This is a genomic window from Micromonospora xinjiangensis (assembly GCF_056150165.1).
This window is the reverse complement of sequence record NZ_JAXCFO010000002.1, coordinates 960,082-976,792: the sequence shown is the minus strand read 5'-3', so window position 1 is coordinate 976,792 and position 16,711 is coordinate 960,082. Positions and strand designations below refer to the sequence as shown.

General features: G+C 71.4%; 22 protein-coding genes. 13 read left to right on the top strand and 9 right to left on the bottom strand.

Going from position 1 to position 16,711, the window contains the following annotated elements; genetic code table 11:
* Nucleotides 1-186 precede the first annotated feature (186 nt).
* Both SM573_RS11375 and SM573_RS11370 read left to right on the top strand, forming a co-directional pair.
* A complete protein-coding gene (locus tag SM573_RS11375) occupies nucleotides 187-420 on the top strand; it encodes a hypothetical protein (protein ID WP_474614369.1) in 234 nt (77 codons plus the stop codon).
* 43 nt (nucleotides 421-463) lie between these two features.
* Entirely contained in the window at nucleotides 464-673 is a 210-nt protein-coding gene (locus tag SM573_RS11370) for a hypothetical protein (RefSeq protein ID WP_474614295.1), read from the top strand.
* Between the two features lie 80 nt (nucleotides 674-753).
* Here SM573_RS11370 and SM573_RS11365 read toward each other — a convergent pair whose 3' ends face one another.
* The 3 genes from SM573_RS11365 to SM573_RS11355 form a co-directional block, all read right to left on the bottom strand.
* Entirely contained in the window at nucleotides 754-1,296 is a 543-nt protein-coding gene (locus SM573_RS11365; protein WP_474614296.1) for a DUF1360 domain-containing protein, read from the bottom strand.
* Nucleotides 1,297-1,358: 62 nt separating this feature from the next.
* A complete protein-coding gene (locus SM573_RS11360) occupies nucleotides 1,359-1,694 on the bottom strand; it encodes an SRPBCC family protein (RefSeq protein WP_474616012.1) in 336 nt (111 codons plus the stop codon).
* Entirely contained in the window at nucleotides 1,694-2,008 is a 315-nt protein-coding gene (locus tag SM573_RS11355; RefSeq protein WP_474614298.1) for a DUF6158 family protein, read from the bottom strand. Before SM573_RS11355 ends, SM573_RS11360 begins: the two co-directional genes overlap by 1 nt.
* Nucleotides 2,009-2,139: 131 nt before the next feature.
* Here SM573_RS11355 and SM573_RS11350 point away from each other — a divergent pair, with 131 nt between their 5' ends.
* Both SM573_RS11350 and SM573_RS11345 read left to right on the top strand, forming a co-directional pair.
* Nucleotides 2,140-2,568 (top strand): hypothetical protein, encoded by a 429-nt coding sequence (locus SM573_RS11350; protein ID WP_474614299.1) that lies wholly within the window; start codon nucleotides 2,140-2,142, stop codon nucleotides 2,566-2,568.
* Between the two features lie 25 nt (nucleotides 2,569-2,593).
* Entirely contained in the window at nucleotides 2,594-2,920 is a 327-nt protein-coding gene (locus SM573_RS11345) for a DUF3817 domain-containing protein (RefSeq protein WP_474614300.1), read from the top strand.
* A gap of 55 nt (nucleotides 2,921-2,975) precedes the next feature.
* Here SM573_RS11345 and SM573_RS11340 read toward each other — a convergent pair whose 3' ends face one another.
* Entirely contained in the window at nucleotides 2,976-3,458 is a 483-nt protein-coding gene (locus SM573_RS11340) for a DUF6232 family protein (RefSeq protein ID WP_474614301.1), read from the bottom strand.
* 548 nt (nucleotides 3,459-4,006) lie between these two features.
* Between SM573_RS11340 and SM573_RS11335 the strand changes: the two genes are divergently transcribed.
* On the top strand, nucleotides 4,007-4,984 hold the full coding sequence (locus SM573_RS11335) for a C40 family peptidase (protein ID WP_474614302.1): 978 nt from the start codon (nucleotides 4,007-4,009) through the stop codon (nucleotides 4,982-4,984).
* A 69-nt stretch (nucleotides 4,985-5,053) separates the two neighbouring features.
* Here SM573_RS11335 and SM573_RS11330 read toward each other — a convergent pair whose 3' ends face one another.
* From SM573_RS11330 to SM573_RS11320, 3 genes are all read right to left on the bottom strand, one after another.
* A complete protein-coding gene (locus SM573_RS11330) occupies nucleotides 5,054-6,043 on the bottom strand; it encodes a sigma-70 family RNA polymerase sigma factor (RefSeq protein ID WP_474614303.1) in 990 nt (329 codons plus the stop codon).
* Between the two features lie 472 nt (nucleotides 6,044-6,515).
* Entirely contained in the window at nucleotides 6,516-7,472 is a 957-nt protein-coding gene (locus SM573_RS11325) for an N-acetylmuramic acid 6-phosphate etherase (RefSeq protein WP_474614304.1), read from the bottom strand.
* Entirely contained in the window at nucleotides 7,469-8,383 is a 915-nt protein-coding gene (locus SM573_RS11320; RefSeq protein ID WP_474614305.1) for a MurR/RpiR family transcriptional regulator, read from the bottom strand. The genes SM573_RS11325 and SM573_RS11320 overlap by 4 nt, the downstream gene beginning before the upstream one ends.
* A 300-nt stretch (nucleotides 8,384-8,683) precedes the next feature.
* Between SM573_RS11320 and SM573_RS11315 the strand changes: the two genes are divergently transcribed.
* Complete coding sequence (locus tag SM573_RS11315; protein ID WP_474614306.1) at nucleotides 8,684-9,376, top strand: SDR family NAD(P)-dependent oxidoreductase; 693 nt, start codon at nucleotides 8,684-8,686, stop codon at nucleotides 9,374-9,376.
* Between the two features lie 44 nt (nucleotides 9,377-9,420).
* On the opposite strand, the gene SM573_RS11310 is transcribed toward SM573_RS11315, so the two are convergent.
* Complete coding sequence (locus SM573_RS11310; RefSeq protein WP_474616011.1) at nucleotides 9,421-10,167, bottom strand: dTMP kinase; 747 nt, start codon at nucleotides 10,165-10,167, stop codon at nucleotides 9,421-9,423.
* Between SM573_RS11310 and SM573_RS11305 the strand changes: the two genes are divergently transcribed.
* From SM573_RS11305 to SM573_RS11290, 4 genes are read left to right on the top strand one after another with little or no spacing between them, the layout of a single operon-like run.
* Nucleotides 10,103-10,906, top strand: a complete 804-nt coding sequence (locus SM573_RS11305) for a nucleotidyltransferase (protein WP_474614308.1) — start codon at nucleotides 10,103-10,105, stop codon at nucleotides 10,904-10,906. The genes SM573_RS11310 and SM573_RS11305 overlap by 65 nt on opposite strands.
* Nucleotides 10,903-11,178, top strand: coding sequence for a hypothetical protein (locus tag SM573_RS11300; protein WP_474614309.1), 276 nt, complete (start codon nucleotides 10,903-10,905; stop codon nucleotides 11,176-11,178). The genes SM573_RS11305 and SM573_RS11300 overlap by 4 nt, the downstream gene beginning before the upstream one ends.
* A gap of 11 nt (nucleotides 11,179-11,189) precedes the next feature.
* Nucleotides 11,190-11,951 carry a metallophosphoesterase family protein gene (locus SM573_RS11295; RefSeq protein ID WP_474614310.1) on the top strand — a complete coding sequence of 254 codons (762 nt, stop codon included), beginning with the start codon at nucleotides 11,190-11,192 and terminating at the stop codon, nucleotides 11,949-11,951.
* A gap of 6 nt (nucleotides 11,952-11,957) precedes the next feature.
* Complete coding sequence (locus SM573_RS11290) at nucleotides 11,958-12,104, top strand: GPGG-motif small membrane protein (protein ID WP_172836512.1); 147 nt, start codon at nucleotides 11,958-11,960, stop codon at nucleotides 12,102-12,104.
* A gap of 106 nt (nucleotides 12,105-12,210) precedes the next feature.
* Here SM573_RS11290 and SM573_RS11285 read toward each other — a convergent pair whose 3' ends face one another.
* Nucleotides 12,211-12,987 (bottom strand): M23 family metallopeptidase, encoded by a 777-nt coding sequence (locus tag SM573_RS11285; RefSeq protein ID WP_474614311.1) that lies wholly within the window; start codon nucleotides 12,985-12,987, stop codon nucleotides 12,211-12,213.
* A 245-nt stretch (nucleotides 12,988-13,232) separates the two neighbouring features.
* On the opposite strand from SM573_RS11285, the gene SM573_RS11280 reads away from it, so the two are divergent.
* From SM573_RS11280 to SM573_RS11270, 3 genes are all read left to right on the top strand, one after another.
* Nucleotides 13,233-14,576: an ABC transporter substrate-binding protein gene (locus tag SM573_RS11280; RefSeq protein ID WP_474614312.1), complete on the top strand. Its 1,344-nt coding sequence runs from the start codon at nucleotides 13,233-13,235 to the stop codon at nucleotides 14,574-14,576.
* A gap of 68 nt (nucleotides 14,577-14,644) precedes the next feature.
* Nucleotides 14,645-15,691, top strand: coding sequence for a carbohydrate ABC transporter permease (locus tag SM573_RS11275; RefSeq protein ID WP_474614313.1), 1,047 nt, complete (start codon nucleotides 14,645-14,647; stop codon nucleotides 15,689-15,691).
* Nucleotide 15,692: 1 nt separating this feature from the next.
* A complete protein-coding gene (locus SM573_RS11270; protein WP_474614314.1) occupies nucleotides 15,693-16,658 on the top strand; it encodes a carbohydrate ABC transporter permease in 966 nt (321 codons plus the stop codon).
* Nucleotides 16,659-16,711: the final 53 nt, after the last annotated feature.

The window sequence follows — 16,711 nt, the reverse complement described above, 5'->3', positions numbered from 1 at the left end:
CCAATTGCCTTCGCGGAATACCGTCCGGCTGGAGCCGCGTCGAGCCACTCGCCGAGAGGCGACCTGCACACCGGCACCAGCGGCGCCCCGGCCATCCGGCCGGGGCGCCGCTGTCGTCTCCGGAGGCCGCTGTCGTCTCCGGTCGGGCGGGCAGGGGTGACGTTTGACCGAATCCGGCACGGGTAGCTGATCGTCGTGACCGATGACGCACCCGTGACCGACGAGCCGGACACTCGGCGCCTCGACGACCTGCTCGAGGACCTGTACCACGGCCAGGAACGGATCAGCCAGGCGGACATCTACCGCCGGGCGGTCGCCGCGGAGCTTCCCGCGCAGTGGCTCACCCGGATCGCCGCGCTGCCCGAGGGGGAGTACGCGGTCGACGAGGCGGCCGACCTGCTGGGCGGCTCGGTCACCTGAGCGGGCGGGCGATCGTCGGGACCCCCGGTGAGAGGAGAGCCAGATGTCCCACCACGAGGAACACCACGAGAAGCGTCCGGCGCTGGGGCAGCCCCCGGAGGGCGTGGACACCCTGCCCGACCCCGACTTCGCCGGCGAGCACGACCAAACCGCGGTGGACAAGCGGGTGATCACCGGCGCGGACGAGGGTGACCGCGAGCCCGAGGCGTCCCGCGGGTGGGCCGGCGAGGACCACGGCACCACGCCCACCTGACCGGACCCGTACACGACGAGGACCCGCACACGACGAGGAAGGGCCGGCGCGGATCGCCGGCCCTTCCTCGTGTCCGTGGTCTAGTCCTCGTCGTGGCCGCCCGACTCCGCGGCCTGCTGCGCGACCGCGTACCCCATCTGGAGGAAGTCGGAGGCGGCCACCGCGGTCAGCGCCGTGGCCACCAGGCGGGTCAGCCGCGGGGCCAGCACCAGGCCGCCGGTGAGGCCGGTGGCGACCCAGACGGCGAGGCAGAACGGGCAGCTGAGCAGCTCCCCGATGGCGTGCCGGGTAGAGCTGCCGGAGTCGCGGACCTGCTCCATCACCTCGCCGCTGCCGATCGGCCGGTCGTAGCGGGTGAACGGCGCGCGGAGCGGGCTGGTGATCGCGTCCTTCGACAGCAGCCGGCTCAGCTTGTGCGTGGCGATGGAGAGCAGCACCACGTCGGCGGGGGCGGGACGTTCGGGCACCGGCCGGCCGGTCAGCCGTACGACGCCCGCGAGCGCGGCCGTCACTCCCGCGTACGTGCCCATCGCCGCCAGGTAGCCGCCCAGCGGGCGGTGCTCGTGCGGCGCGTACGCCTGGCGCAACCGCGTCACCTTCTGCTTCAAGCCGTTCGGGGTCACCCGGTCTCCTCGATCTCATGTCCCGCGCCACTGGACCGGCCGGCCGTTCCGCCGGCCGCCACTCAGCTGGCCTGGAGGTTGTCTGACACCTCGCGCGCCAGGCTGTCCAACGCCTCCGCGGCCAGCCGGTCGGCGTCCTGTCCGGCGGTCTGGCCACCGATGTCGAACCGGATCCGGGCGCCGCCGGAGTCCTCCGGATCCACCCGGATCTCGGCGGTGAGATCGGCCGGGGACGGGGCGCGCCAGCGGGCGCACAGCTCCTCCCCCTCGATCTCCGGGCTGGGCGCCCCGTCGGTGCGCAGCGGGCCGGGCAGCCACGCCGAGGCCCGGTCCGGATCGGTCGCGGTGTTGAAGACGACCTCCGGGGGCGCGGACATGCCGCGCTCGGCGTGCGCCATCACTCGTCCCGCAGCCGGCTCGGGTCGATCTCCCGGCCCGGGTACCGCGCCAGGTACTCGGTCTCCAGCTCCGCCGTGCGTCGCAGGTGGTGGGCCAGTGCGGAGTCGGCCGCGTGCCGCAGCGTGTCCAGCCGGGTGCGGTGCAGGCTGTGCATCTCCCGGATCAGGTCCTCGTCGGTCAGCTCGGCGGGATCGACACCCAGCTCGCCGTCCGGGTCCGGGCCGAGCGTGGTGGGGTCGGCCAGATGGTCGCCGCTCCACTCGATGACCCGCTGCTCCGGGCTGGCGCCCTGTGGGTAGCTGTCCTGTCTCATCGCGCCCCCCTGGTCTCGTTTGGGCTGGCGTCTAGACGGATGCCCAAACCGGGTGGCACCAAACCATCCCCACCCGCGACAACTACGACACCATGTCGGAGAGCGGGGACCGCCCCGGTACCCTCGATGCCATGAAGCGGCTCTGGACCCCGGCGTGGATCGCGCGTCACGTGGCCGCGGTCGTGCTCGTCGTCGGGTTCCTCGCCCTCGGCTGGTGGCAGATCAGCCGGGCCGCCGGGGGCAACACCCTCAGCTGGGCGTACGCCTTCGAGTGGCCGATCTTCGCGGGGTTCGTGGTCTTCGTCTGGTGGCGTGAGGCACGGCACACCCTGCGCGGCGGCGAGCCGGTAGTCGCGGACCGCGACGAATCCGCGGCGCCGGCCACCGGCGGGGTCGACGGCGCCGCGACGCGGCCGGTGGTGCGCCGGCCGGTCCGGGTGTCCCGGGTGCCGGCGGCGGTGGACGGCGTGGAGGACGACGCCGACCTGGCTGCCTACAACCGCTACCTGTCATGGTTGAACGCGAATCCGGGCGCACGGCCCGGTGACTATCCCGGCTGAGCCCGGGCTCGGAAGGACGGCAGAGGTGGGCGGAGCGCTGACCCGGTACCGCGCGATCGCGTGGATCGTGGGTGTGGTCCTGATCGTGCTGGTCGTGATCGGCATGCCGCTGAAGTACGGGTTCGACAACGCGGTCGTGGTGGAGACCGTCGGCCCGGCGCACGGTTTCCTCTACATGGTCTACCTGGTGGCCGCCTTCGACCTGGCCCGCCGGGCCGACTGGCCGCTGAAGCGGATGCTCGCCGTGATGCTGGCCGGCACCGTGCCGTTCGTCTCGTTCTACGCCGAGCGCCGGGTGACCTCGTGGGTGCACCGGCCCGCCGAGCGCACCCCGGAGCCGGTCGCCGGCTGAGCCGTCGCACTGCCGGCCGGCGCCGGCCGGGGTCGGCCGGGCCGGCGCCGACCGGTCAGCGGCTCGGTCGCCAGGGGTCGACCGAGGCGAGCGGCTCGTTGAAGCCGCCGTACCGGTTCATCTCCCGGGCGCGTACCAGCGCCCGGGTGACCTGGCCGAACTGCCGCTCGTCGTCGCTGCTGAACAACAGCACCTGCTCGCCCCGGTAGATCCCCCACAGCTCGTACGCCGGTGGCCGCCAGCGGTCGCCGGCCAGCCCCAGCAGGGCCGGGACGAGCAGGACGGCCCCGAGGATCAGGTACGCGCCGGCGGTGAGCCGTTGCAGCCCGCCGGAGAAGCCGAGCAGCAGGCCGATCCCGCCGATCATCGCCCCACTCGTCGCCACGGCCCGTACGGCGATCCGGTCGTGCGGCCCGCGGGTGCTGCGCAGGTGGGTGAGGTGGGCGACCTGGTACGTGTTGCGGCCGACCGTGAAGCGGTCGATGGTCACGATGATGCCCGGGCGGGCGTAGAGCAGAGTGTTCTTCCCGCCGGTCACCCTCGGTGATCCGGGCGCTCGGGTGGTCGCACCTTCAGGATTCACGGTCTCCTCCCGCGGCGGTCCGCCGGGTCGGCCCCCGTCGAGGGTGGAGGCATCAATGCCGGTCGACGGGAATCCCGGCTCCGCGGTCTCATTGTGTTGCCGCCCTGCCAGCCCGGACGGCCGTTTTCCGGACAGCGGCGCGGGGCCCGGCAAGGGACATCGCCGGGAATGGGAATCCATTTCCGTCTTTATCGGGTATGGCCGGCTGTTATCCGGCGGCATTCGCTGAGAACGACGAATGTCGTTGTCCGGCTAAATGCCGCAACCCAGGCGCGTCCTCCGCGTGGAGACCTCGTTAATGATCACGGTGAGTCACCTGTAGCAGCCGACACTTGCCGCTACTTTGCCAACATTCGTCCCGACTTCCACTGCGGATCACTCCCGTCCCGGGTTAGTTTGGGCGAGCCGGCCCGGCCCAGTGCCCGCCAACCGGAGGGCCCCGGACCGGTGCCGCCGGGGGCGTCAGCACCCGCCGGCGGCAGTGGGAGAGGAGCCATCCGCTCTTGCCATCCCTGAGAAACCTGCTGCGCACCCTGACGATCACCGGCCTGTCGGCCGCGTTGGTCGCCCCGGCGACGGCGGCCCTCGCCGAGCCGTCCCCCGCCGACCTCACCCGCCGGATCGAACGCTCGTCGGCGGAGCTGGAGCGGGTCGTCGAGTCCTACAACAAGCTCCGGGAGGACATGAAGGCGAACAAGGCCGCCGTGGACCGATTACAGGCCCGCATCGGCCCGCTGGAACGGCAGGCCGAGCAGAGCCGGGCCGACGTGGGCGAGATCGCCGTCACCGCGTACAAGACCGGTGGCCTGCGGACCGCGGACGCGCTGCTGCGCCCCGGCGGTTCGGCCGCGGTGCTCGACCGACTGGGCACCATCGACCAGCTGACCCGGCAGCGGCAGGAGCAGATCTCCGGCTTCACCGCCAGCCAGCGTCGGCTGCTCGACGAGAAGAGCCGGCTCAACACGGTCCTCGCCCGGCAGGACGCCCAGGCCCGTGCGCTGGCCACGGCCAAGCAGCGCATCGAGCGGGACCTGGCCCGCCTCTACGACCTGCGCCGTCAGGCGTACGGCCGGGCGACGGAGGCACCCGCGGCGCGGCCGGCGGCCACCGCGGCCCGCGAGGCTCCGGCGGTCTCCGGCCAGGCCGGTGTCGCGGTGCGGTACGCGTACGGGGCGATCGGGAAGCCGTACGTCTGGGGCGGCTCCGGCCCCCACGGCTACGACTGCTCGGGCCTCACCTCGGCGGCCTGGCGGGCGGCCGGGAGGTCCCTGCCGCACAACGCCCGGATGCAGTGGGGCGCGGTCTCCCACATCAGCAGCGGCGACCTGCGCCCCGGCGACCTGGTCTTCTACCGCGGGCTCGGGCACGTCGCCCTCTACGTGGGCGACGGGCAGGTGATCGACGCGCCGAGCGCCGGACGCAACGTGCTCAAGCGCGGGATGAACATGATGCCGATCCACGGCTACGGTCGGGTGCGCTGACGCGCTTCGACGACGAACGGCCGGCGTCCCCCTGTCGGACGCCGGCCGTTCGTTGTCGATGTCGGCAGGTCAGGCCGCCTGCAGACCCTCCGCCCGGGCCAGCTCGCGGAGCCGGCCGAGAGCCTGGATCTCCAGCTGCCGGATCCGCTCCCGGGAGAGCGAGAACCGCGACGCGACCTCGGTGAGGGAGTGCTCACGGCCGTCCTCCAGCCCGTAGCGGGCCCGCATGATGCCGGCCGAGCGGTCGTCCAGGTGGTTGAGCAGGCCCTCGATGCGCTGCCGCTCCAGCCCGGTCAGGACGATGTCCTCCGGCGACGGCGCGTCGCTGTCGGCGACCAGGTCACCGAGGTTGGTGTCGCCGTCGTCACCGACCGGGGTGTCCAGGGACACGGTGTCCTGCGACCAGCGGACCAGCTCGTTGACCCGCTCGACGGTGACGCCGAGGGCCTTCGCGATCTGCTCCGGCTCGGGGTCGGTGCCCAGCTCACGGGTGAGCTGACGGGCCACGTTGCGCATCCGGTTGACGTCCTCCACCAGGTGCACCGGCAGTCGGACGGTGCGCTCCTGCTGGGCGATCGCCCGGCTGATCGCCTGGCGGATCCACCAGGTCGCGTAGGTGGAGAACTTGTAGCCACGCTCGTAGTCGAACTTCTCGACGGCCCGGACCAGACCGGTGTTGCCCTCCTGGATCAGGTCCAGCATGGGCATGCCCGAGCGCACGTAACGGCGGGCGATCGACACCACCAGGCGGAGGTTGGCGCGGATGAACAGGTCCTTGGCCCGCTCACCCTCGACGACCAGCCGCTCCAGCTCGTCGCGCTCGACGCCCGCGGGGACACGGTCCTCGTCGAGCAGGTGCTCGGCGTAGAGCCCGGCCTCGATGGCCTTGGAGAGCTCGACCTCCTTGGCGGCGTCCAGCAGTGGCGTCCGGGAGATCTCGTGCAGGTAGACGCCGACCAGGTCGCGCTCCTCGGCAACCTCGTCGGTACGCATGCCGATGTTCTTGTCCACGTTGCCCACGGTCCCCTCGCTCGCGCCGGTTGCCCGGTTCCTTGCCATCCCCACGTCCATCAGCCCTCCCCCGTAACTTCCGCTGTGCCCGTCGGTGCTGACACCTACACAACAGATGAGACGTGTCGGGGATTCCATGTCGTGAGTCGAAACTGTCACGAATGCCTGAGTAGTAGCTGAAAGCGCGGTCCATGTTTGCTGTCAGCACCCCGCCGGGTGGCTCGCCGATGGGCACCACGTGCGGGTGGGTGGCACGACGGTCGCCGTCCGCCCCTCCAATGGCAGCACCGCGCGTCGGAGAGAGCAGCGACCCCGGTCACCACCAGCGGTGCGATCCTGGTCACTGCCGAATACGCACCGGTGGACGGGTCGGTTCATCCACGAGGTTGGTAATACCCCGCGCCAGATCGAACAATCCGGAGCCCCGTTCTATGCCCGCCCTTCCCGAACGGGGCCACGGGCCCGGGCAACGACCCTCCGGGCGGGTGTGACGGTGGTGATCCTTGCGCGCTCGCGCAGGTCAGGAGGCGAGCAGGGCGAGCGCGCCACGCACCTGGTCCGCCGAGCGCGCCAGCGCCGCGCGGGCGGCGGAGATCCCGGCGCCCGAGACCAGCGAGACCAGCGCGATCTTGAGATCGCCGTCGGCCTCGGTGAGCGCCCGCCGGGACACCTCCTCGGAGCAGCCGGTGGCCTCCATGAGGATTGAGATCATCCGTCCGCGGAGCTTCGCGTTGGTCGCCACCATATGGATCATGAGGTTCGAGTAGACCCGGCCCAGACGGACCATCACGGCGGTCGAGAACGTGTTGAGCACCAGCTTCTGCGCGGTGCCCGCCTTCATCCGGGTCGACCCGGTGACCACCTCGGGTCCGGTATCCACCCCGATGAAGACGTCGACCGACCCGGCCGCCTCCGCCTCCGGATTGGCGCACACCAGGACGGTGGAGGCGCCCTTGGCCCGGGACGCGGCGAGCGCACCCAGGACGTACGGGGTGCGTCCGCTGGCGGCCAGACCGACCACCAGGTCACCGGCGCGTACGCAGTCGGCCGCCTCGGCCGCCCCGCCCCGATCGTCGTCCTCGGCGTCCTCCACGGCCTGCCACATCGCGTCGGGGCCGCCCGCGATGTGGGCGCAGAACCAGCCCTGCGGGGAGTTGAAGGTGGGGGCGAGCTCGGCGGCGTCGAGCACCCCGAGGCGGCCCGAGGTGCCGGCCCCGAAGTAGTGCACGCGGTGCCCGGCGCGCAGCGCCGCCACGGCCATATCGACCGCGACCGCGATCTCGTCGAGGACGTCGGCGACCGCCCCCGGCACCCGGTGGTCGGCCTCGTTGATCACGGTCAGCACGTCCCGGGTGGACATCAGGTCCAGGTCGGCGCTGAGCGGGTTGCGGCGTTCGGTGGGGGCGCCCACCCGGACGACCGGGCGGGGCTCGGCGGGCGACGACACCTCATCCGGCTCCACGGCGCCGGCCGTCATGCCCGCCTCCGTCCGCCGCCCACCCGGTGGGACTGGACGGCGTCGGCGGTCACCTCGAGGGCCTTCTTCGCCCGGGCCCGGTTGCGCGCGGCCACGCCCACGAAGAGGCAGTCGACCACGGTGAGCTGGGCCAGGCGGCTGGCCATCGCGCCGGACCGGTAGGTCGTCTCCCGGGCCGCCGTGGTGAGCACGAAGTCGGCAACCTCGGTGATCGGCGAGCGCGGGAAGTTGGTGAGCGCGACGGTGGCGGCCCCGCGGGCCCGCGCCTGCTCCAACACCTCGATCACGTCCGAGGTGGTGCCGGTGTGCGAGATGCCCACCGCCACGTCGCCGCGGCCGAGCAGCGCAGCCGAGGTCAGCGCGGTGTGCACGTCGGGGAAGTAGAACGCGGTGCGGCCGATCCGGTGCAGCTTCTGCTGGAAGTCGGAGGCCACGAAGCCGCTGGCGCCGGCGCCGTAGACGTCGATCCGGCCGGCGCCGGCGATCGCGTCGACGACCTGCTCGCAGACGGCCGGGTCGAGCTGCTCGGCGGTCTCCTCGACCGCGCGCGCGTCGTTGAAGGCAATGGTCGCGATGATCTGGGCCAGGTCGGCGCCGGGCGGGATGTCACCGCCGACCACCCGGGCGTCGGGCGGCTCGACCCGGCGGGCGGCCTCGGCGGCGAGCCGGATGCGCAACTGGGGGTAGCCGTCCATGCCCACCGAGCGGCAGAACCGGATGACTGTCGCCTCTGAGGTCTCGGCTGCGGTGGCGAGATCCGTGATCGTCCGGCGCGCGGCGTCGGCCGGGTCGGCGACGACCAGTCGGGCGACCCGCTGTTCGGCCGGCGACAGCGACGGGAGCAAGCCACTGATGTGGACGATCAGCCCACCGGGCTCGTGACTCGCAGAAATCTTCGGACTCTTCGCCACGGATGAAACTTACTTTCATGAGGCGTGAGCGTCAACCATGACTGCGCGTGTTAGGGGAAGTACGCCCGGCCCCCCGGGGGGCCGTCCGGGACAGCCTGCCATCCCCCACCGCTTCGCCGCGTCAGCCGCCGGGTCGGCCCTGCCGCCCCCCGCGTCGGCCCGGGGCCCGGGCATCCGGCCCCGTCCAACCGTACGGCGTCGAACGCCGTCCGGTCCGGCAGACCGGGATCGGACGTACCGGCGTCACCGACCCGGGCACCGGAGCGACGGCCGGACCGGCGCGGCGCTAGCGTGTGGCCCATGGTGGGACGCAGTGTGCTGGTCACCGGCGGAACGGGCGGCCTGGGTGGGGCGGTCACCGCCGCCTTCGTCGAGGCGGGTTGGCGGGTGGTCGTACCCGCGCGGGAGGACCGGCCCGGCGCGGAGCCGGCGGCCGGCGACGTACGGCGGGTGGTGGCGGACCTCACCGACCCCGACGGCGCGGCACGGGCGGTCGCGGCCGCCACGGACGATCCCGCCGCGCCCCTGCGCGCGGTGGTCAACCTGGTCGGCGGCTACGCCAGCGGCGGACTGGTGCACGAGACGCCGGTCGAGGACTTCGAGCGGATGCTCACCGTCAACCTGCGCCCGACGTACCTGGTCACCCGGGCGGCGTTGCCGCACCTGGTGGAGGCCGGTGGCGGCGCGGTGGTCTGCGTCTCCGCCCGGGCCGCCACCGCCCCCTTCCCCGGCGCGGCGGGCTACGCCACCGCCAAGGCGGCGGTCGTCGCGTTCGCGAACGCGGTGGCCGTCGAGTACCGCCGCTTCGGTGTGCGGTGCAACACCGTCCTGCCGAGCGTCATCGACACCCCCGCCAACCGGGCCGCCCAGCCGGACGCCGACCACTCGCGCTGGGTCACCCCGGCCGAGATCGCACCCGTGATCCGGTTCCTCGCCTCGGACGAGTCCGCGCCCACCAGCGGCGCGACCGTGCCGGTCTACGGCCGGGCCTGAGCGGGCCGCTCACGGCCGGGCCTGAACCTGCCGGGCCGGGCCGCTCACGGCCGGGCCTCGGCCGGTCGTACCGGTCGGTCCCCGGCCGGGTCCGGGCCGGCCGGCGAGGGCCGGAGCGCGGGCTCGGACGTGGCCGGGTCACCCCGCCCGGGGTCCGCCGCCGGGAACCAGCTCGCCAGGTGGTGCCGGATCTGGCGGGACACCTCCTCGGGCGACCGGCCGGCGTCGACCAGGACGAAGGTCGGGTACTCCGGCAGCGTCCGGTACGCCGTGTCGGCCGCGTTGAGCCAGCCCAGCGTCTCGTGGTCGGTGCCGCGCCGCTCGATGCGCCGGTACGCCTCGGCCGGGTCCACGGAGAGCAGGAAGGTGACCTGCGGCTGCGGGAAGACCTTGTAGCCGACCCGGGCCAGTCGCTCCCAGCGCTGCCCGCCGTGGGCGCGGATGCTCGCGTACTGGCAGGCCGCGTAGCGGTCCATCACGGCCGTCCGGCCGGTGACCAGGCAGCTGAGCAGCGCGGCGGCGATGGCGAGCCAGCGCAGCACCGACTCCACCGCCAGCAGCCCGTCGCGACCCACGAGCCGCTGCGCGTCGGGTCGGCCGAGTCGCTGGGCGATCCGGCTCAGCCAGCGCCGGCCGCCGGCGTTGCGGTGGTAGGTCGCGGGGCTGCCGGCCGCCGTGAGCGCGTCGGCCAGTTGGTGCGCCTGTGTGGTCTTGCCCGAGCCGTCGATGCCGATCAGGGCGACGGTGCGCAGCCGGGGCCGGCGACGCGGCGCCCGCAGTGATCTGACCACCTTGCCCAGGCTATCGGACTCGCGCTCTGCGCCCCGGGGTTATGTCCTGGTTGATCCCGGTTGTCGCACACCCTCACCCGGGCAGGTGTGGGCGAGCCGACTGCCGGGTACGGAAGTCGGAATCCACCGCCTGCATCACCGACGGGAGAGCCAGATGGCCGAGCGCGGCGACGAGAGTCTTCTGCACACCCTCAAGAAGGTCGCCGCCGTGCTCAAGCAGTCCGAGATCCCGTTCGCGCTCGGCGGCAGCTTCGCGGTGTACGCCCACGGAGGCCACTCCAGCGAGCACGACGTCGACTTCCTCATCCGCGAGTCGGACGTCGAGCAGGCGCTGGAGGCGCTGGTGGAGGCGGGCTTCACCGCCGAGCGCCCGCCGGAGGACTGGCTCGTGAAGGTCTACGACGACGGGCGCATGGTGGACCTCATCCACCGGCCGATCGAGACACCGGTGACGGAGGAGACGTTCGCGGACACCGTGGTACGGCCCGTCGACGCGATCCACATGCCGGTGCTCTCCGCCACCCAGCTGATGGTGCACAAGCTGCTCAGCTTCTCCCAGCACTACTGCGACTTCGCCCGCGGCCTGCCGCTGGCCCGCTCGCTGCGGGAGCAGATCGACTGGGAACGGGTACGGAAGGAGACGCAGCACTCGCCGTACGCCGAGGCGTTCCTGGTGCTGCTCGACCGGCTGGAGGTGGTGCCGCGGCCCGGCACCCCGGCAGAGAAGGGGACATCGTGAACCAGCACCGCGACGCGGGCATCGGCCCGCCCGACGAGTACCTCGAGGCGGAGATCCACCGCCTGCTCGCCGAGGACCCGGCCGTCGCCGAGCAGGGCATCACCGTGGTCCGCCGCGAGACCGGCCTCGTGCTGTACGGCGAGGTCGAGAGCGCCCACCGGCGCGAGGAGATCGTCCGTCGGGTCGCCGACCGGTTCCCGGACCTGCCGATCACCAGCGAGATCGGGGTGATCCGCACCGAGGCGCCGACGCAGATCGAGCAACTGCCCTGAGAGAGGTACCCATGGTGATCCGCATCGCGGCCGTCGGCGACGTGCATCTCGACGAGGACGTGGTGGGCCGTTTCCGGCCGGCCCTGGAAGAGCTGCCCGACTGCGCCGACGTCCTGCTGCTCGCCGGCGACCTGACCCGGCACGGCACCGAGGCGGAGGCCCGCTGCGTGGCACAGGAGTTCGGCGGGCTGGGCGTGCCGGTGGTGACCGTGCTGGGTAACCACGACCACCAGTGCGACCAGGTGCCACAGGTGGTCAAGGTGCTCCAGGACGCCGGCATCACCGTCCTGGAGGGCAACGGCGTGGTGCTGGAGTGCGCGGGCGGCCGGCTCGGCGTGGCCGGCGTGAAGGGCTTCGGCGGGGGCTTCGCGGGGCGCTGCGCCAGCGACTTCGGCGAGCCGGAGATGAAGGCCTTCGTCCGCACCACGACCGACAGCGCCGACCGGCTGGCGGACGCGCTGCGCGGCCTCGACTGCGATGTGCTGGTGGCGCTCACCCACTACTCACCGGTCCCGGACACCCTGGCCGGCGAGCCGTTGGAGATCTATCCGTTCCTCGGGGCGTACCAGCTCGGTCAGGCGATCGACTCGGCGCCGACGGCGCTCGCCCTGCACGGGCACGCCCACGCCGGCAGCGAGCGGGGCACGACCCCGGGCGGCGTCCGCGTCCGCAACGTCGCGCACCCGGTGATCAAGCAGGCGTACAGCGTGTTCCACCTCGGTGATCATCTCGACCAGGGCGAGGTTTCCCGCGTCAGCGCCTCGGGTACCTGATCGACCATGGAGCTGATTCTCTGGATTCTCGCAGTCGTACTGGTGGTCGCCGGCATCCTGGCGCTCTTCCGCCGGCAGATCCTCTGGGGCATCGTCCTCATCATCGTCGGGCTGCTCGTGGGCCCGGGCGGCGTCAGCATCTTCAACACTTGATCAGGCAACGCACCGACACCGGACCCGCCGGGGCCGTCGTGGCCGGTCGCTCCGTCCTCCCGACAGGAGCACCGGACATGGCGGCCCCGGCGCCGTGTGGCCCCGATCAGCACCGTGGCACGTTGGGGATGAACCCGTCGTAGCCGGTGTAGACGTACGCGTCGGCGATGAACCGCCCGGAGCCGATCCGGTCCCAGATGTTGCTGGTGCCGTAGGTGCCGGTGACCGTGGTGCCGGTCGTCTGGCACTGGATGGTGACCCGGGTGCCGTCGGCGACCGTGCCCACCGCGGAGTAGCCGGTGCCGGGCCCGGAGCGGACGGTCAGGGGGGTGCCGCTCGTGTCGACCGTGCCGCTGCCGCTGCCGCCCGAGGAGCAACCGTTGTCGCTGGTGTAGTTCTTCGTGCCCCAGTACAGCGCGAGGGCGCCGTTGAACCGCACCTGGATGTCACTACCGTTGAGGCGCTGCTCGTAGTGCAGGTGCGGGCCGGTCGAGCCGCCGGTGCTGCCGACCCAGCCGATCACCTTTCCGTAACCCACGCTCTGGCCGACCGAGACGTTGAAGCCGTTCAGGTGGGCGTAGTACGTGTGGTAGCCACCCGCGTGACTGATGCGGACGTACTTTCCGTAGCTCGTGCCGCCGAGGTCGGTGACCCGGTCGACGGTGCCGGGCGCGCTGGCGACCACCGGGTCGCCGAGGTCGTCGGTGCGGTTGAAGTCGACCGCGTTGGCCGGGCTGTGGTTGGTGCGGGTCTGGCCGGACCAGACCTGGCCGCAGGGGAAGGGCACCTTGAAGGTGGGTGCGGCCATGGCCGGCGCCGCCGGCACCAGGGTGGCCGCGACCAGCACACCGGCCGCCACCAGGCTGAACCACCGGTTACGCATCCAGATCCTCCTATGTTGAAAACCTTCGATCCGTTGGGTACAGCCTGACAGATATCGCCAGCGATCGAAAGAGGGACGGATCTGGGCCGGGAGCGTGCCCACGGGGCGGGGCGAGGTTTCCGGATTGTTACTCGGTCGTGTCTGACAGGGGGTGGACCGCATCCGATGCAAGCGCTTACATGTTGGGACGCCCATCGGACCGGCGCCGGTTCTGCACGACCGCGCCGGCAAGAAAGGAGGACGGCATGGCGGTCTTCACCAGACCACGCCAGGCCTTCGCGATCGCCGGCGTACTGGGGCTGGCGCTCAGCGCCACCGCCTGCGGCACCGGCAACGACAAGGGAAGCAGCAACGCGGGCTCGGCCGAGTGCGCGGCATACGACAAGTACGAGGGCCACGACGGCAAGAAGGTCACGATCTACTCGTCGATCCGTGACATCGAGGCCGACCGCCTGGACGAGTCGTGGAAGCAGTTCGAGGACTGCACCGGCATCGACATCGACCACGAGGGCAGCGGCGAGTTCGAGGCCCAGCTGCCCGTCCGGGTCGACGGTGGCAACGCCCCCGACCTGGCCTTCATCCCCCAGCCCGGTCTGCTCAAGCGGTTCGTCGACTCGGGCAAGCTCAAGCCGGCCGGCGCCGACACCAAGACGATGGCCGAGCAGAACTACTCCCCCGACTGGCTGAAGTACAGCACCGTCAACGGGACCCTGTACGGCGCCCCGCTCGGCTCGAACGTGAAGTCGTTCGTCTGGTACTCGCCGAAGATGTTCAAGGAGAAGGGCTGGACCGTCCCGACCAGCTGGGACGACCTCATCAAGCTCAGCGACACGATCGCGGCGAGCGGCGTCAAGCCGTGGTGCGCCGGCATCGAGTCCGGTGACGCCACCGGTTGGCCGGCCACCGACTGGATCGAGGACCTGATGCTGCGGACGCAGACCCCCGAGGTCTACGACCAGTGGACCACCCACGGCATCCCGTTCAACGACCCGAAGGTCGCCGAGGCGCTCGACCGCGCCGGCCAGATCCTCAAGAACGAGAAGTACGTCAACGGCGGCTTCGGCGGCGTGAAGAGCATCGCCACCACCTCCTTCCAGGAGGCCGGCGTGCCGATCACCACCGGCAAGTGCGCCCTGCACCGCCAGGCGTCCTTCTACGCCAACCAGTGGCCCGAGGGCACCAAGGTGGGCGAGGACGGCGACGTCTTCGCGTTCTACTTCCCGGCCATCGACCCGGCCAAGGGCAAGCCGGTGCTGGGTGGCGGCGAGTTCGTCGCGGCGTTCGCCGACCGGCCCGAGGTGCAGGCCGTCCAGACCTACCTGGCCTCCGGCGAGTACGCCAACAGCCGCGCCAAGATCGGCGACTGGGTGTCGGCGAACAACAAGCTCGACCTGGCCAACGTCGCGAACCCGATCGACAAGCTCTCCGTCCAGATCCTCCAGGACAAGAGCACCGTCTTCCGCTTCGACGGCTCCGACCTGATGCCGGCCGCGGTCGGCGCCGGAACGTTCTGGAAGGGCATGGTCGACTGGATCAACGGCAAGGACACCGCGTCCGTGCTCCAGGGCATCGAGGGCAGCTGGAAGTGATCTGAGGAGGTGGGCCGGTCCGCGTGACGCGGACCGGCCCACCGGCTCACAAGGACCTTGGAGGGTCGATGGAGTTCGACTTCGCGGAGGAACAGCCGAAGTTCCTCATGCTGATGTACGGGCTGATCGCTTTCGTCGCGGTGGTGGGCGGGCTGCTCCTGCTCCTCGACGTGGTGCCGGCCTGGTTCGCCCGCCGCAGGGAGGCGCAGCTCGTCGCCGCCTCCGCCAGCGGTGCCCCGCTCCCCCGGCGCCGGCAGCGGGAGGGCTTCCTCGCGCTGTTCTTCCTGCTGCCGACGCTGCTGCTGCTCGTCGTCGGGCTGGTCGTCCCCGCGATCCGCACGACGCTGCTCTCCCTCATGAACAAGGACAGCACCGAATGGGTGGGGCTGCAGAACTACGGCTGGATGTTCTCCGACGGCTCCATCGTCCGGGTGCTGATCAACACCCTGGTCTGGGTGCTCCTGGTCCCGCTCGCGGCCACCACCATCGGCCTGCTCTACGCGGTGATGGTGGACCGGGCCCGGTTCGAGGCCATCGCCAAGTCACTGATCTTCATGCCGATGGCCATCTCGTTCGTCGGCGCCAGCATCATCTGGAAGTTCGTCTACGCCTACCGGGGCGACGAGCAGGAGCAGATCGGCCTGCTGAACCAGATCGTGGTCAGCCTCGGGGGTGAACCGCGGCAGTGGCTGCTCGATTCACCGCTCAACACGCTGCTGCTGATCGTCATCATGGTCTGGATCCAGGCCGGCTTCGCCATGGTGGTGCTCTCCGCCGCCATCAAGGCCATCCCCGCGGACATCGTGGAGGCCGCCCGGCTCGACGGGGTGAGCGCGTGGCAGATGTTCTGGCGGATCACCCTGCCGAGCATCCGACCGGCGCTGATCGTCGTGGTCGTGACCATCACCATCGCCACGCTCAAGGTGTTCGACATCGTCCGCACCGCGACCAACGGCAACTACGACACCAGCGTGGTCGCCAACGAGATGTACAACCAGGCGTTCCGGTACGGCGAGAACGGCCAGGGCTCCGCGCTGGCCGTCGTCCTCTTCATCCTGGTGATCCCGATCGTGATCTACCAGATCCGCAACCTGCGCCAGCAGCGGGAGGGCTGAGATGACCACGACAACTCCCACGATCCCCGCCGGGACCCAGCGCACCGGCGCCGCCCCGACCCGGGTCGCCCGGGTACGCCGGCGGTTGAGCACCCCGGTCGCCTCGCTCGTGTCGGTCGTCATCGCAGTGGTGTGGACGCTCCCGACGTTCGGGCTCTTCGTCTCGTCGTTCCGCCCCGAGGACGAGATCAAGACCACCGGCTGGTGGACGTTCTTCACCAACCCGCAGTTCACCCTGGAGAACTACCAGGAGGTGCTCTTCGGGCGCTCGTCCTCCTCCGGCCAGCTCGCCAGCTACTTCATCAACTCGCTGGCGATCACGATCCCGTCGGTGCTCTTCCCGCTCGCCTTCGCGGCGCTGGCCGCGTACGCGCTGGCCTGGATGAACTTCCGCGGCCGGGACTGGATCTACATCGCGATCTTCGCGTTGCAGATCGTGCCGCTGCAGATGGCCCTGGTGCCGCTGCTCCGGTTCTTCTCGGCCGGGGTCAGCGTCGCCGGCGTCCAGGTGCTGCCGGCCTGGGACCTCGTCGACGAGCAGAAGTTCGCCCAGGTGTGGTTCGCGCACACCTGCTTCGCCCTGCCGCTGGCGGTGTTCCTGCTGCACAACTTCATCTCGCAGCTGCCGGGCGACCTCATGGAGGCGGCCCGGGTCGACGGTGCCAGCCACCCGAAGATCTTCCGCACCATCGTGCTGCCGCTCATCACCCCGGCGCTGGCCGCGTTCGGCATCTTCCAGTTCCTCTGGGTCTGGAACGACCTGCTGGTCGCGCTCATCTTCGCCGGAGGCCAGGACGAGACCGCCCCGCTCACCGTCCGGCTGGCCGAGATGGCCGGCTCGCGCGGCAACGAGTGGCAGCGGCTCACCGCGGGCGCGTTCGTCTCGATCGTCGTACCGCTGATCGTGTTCCTGTCCCTGCAGCGCTTCTTCGTGCGAGGCCTGCTCGCCGGCAGCGTCAAGGGCTGACCGCGCATCCGCCGCCGCCCGCCCGGCGGGCGGCGGCGGTCGCGGACGCGACG

Coding starts and splice junctions, on each gene's coding strand:
- SM573_RS11330 (WP_474614303.1), bottom strand. CDS start 6,043: ATGGCAAGGAACCGGGCAACCGGCGCGAGCGAGGGGACCGTGGGCAAC.
- SM573_RS11285 (WP_474614311.1), bottom strand. CDS start 12,987: ATGCGTAACCGGTGGTTCAGCCTGGTGGCGGCCGGTGTGCTGGTCGCG.
- SM573_RS11355 (WP_474614298.1), bottom strand. CDS start 2,008: ATGAGACAGGACAGCTACCCACAGGGCGCCAGCCCGGAGCAGCGGGTC.
- SM573_RS11315 (WP_474614306.1), top strand. CDS start 8,684: ATGGTGGGACGCAGTGTGCTGGTCACCGGCGGAACGGGCGGCCTGGGT.
- SM573_RS11350 (WP_474614299.1), top strand. CDS start 2,140: ATGAAGCGGCTCTGGACCCCGGCGTGGATCGCGCGTCACGTGGCCGCG.
- SM573_RS11275 (WP_474614313.1), top strand. CDS start 14,645: ATGGAGTTCGACTTCGCGGAGGAACAGCCGAAGTTCCTCATGCTGATG.
- SM573_RS11290 (WP_172836512.1), top strand. CDS start 11,958: ATGGAGCTGATTCTCTGGATTCTCGCAGTCGTACTGGTGGTCGCCGGC.
- SM573_RS11360 (WP_474616012.1), bottom strand. CDS start 1,694: ATGGCGCACGCCGAGCGCGGCATGTCCGCGCCCCCGGAGGTCGTCTTC.
- SM573_RS11305 (WP_474614308.1), top strand. CDS start 10,103: ATGCCGATCAGGGCGACGGTGCGCAGCCGGGGCCGGCGACGCGGCGCC.
- SM573_RS11325 (WP_474614304.1), bottom strand. CDS start 7,472: ATGACGGCCGGCGCCGTGGAGCCGGATGAGGTGTCGTCGCCCGCCGAG.
- SM573_RS11280 (WP_474614312.1), top strand. CDS start 13,233: ATGGCGGTCTTCACCAGACCACGCCAGGCCTTCGCGATCGCCGGCGTA.
- SM573_RS11270 (WP_474614314.1), top strand. CDS start 15,693: ATGACCACGACAACTCCCACGATCCCCGCCGGGACCCAGCGCACCGGC.
- SM573_RS11370 (WP_474614295.1), top strand. CDS start 464: ATGTCCCACCACGAGGAACACCACGAGAAGCGTCCGGCGCTGGGGCAG.
- SM573_RS11295 (WP_474614310.1), top strand. CDS start 11,190: ATGGTGATCCGCATCGCGGCCGTCGGCGACGTGCATCTCGACGAGGAC.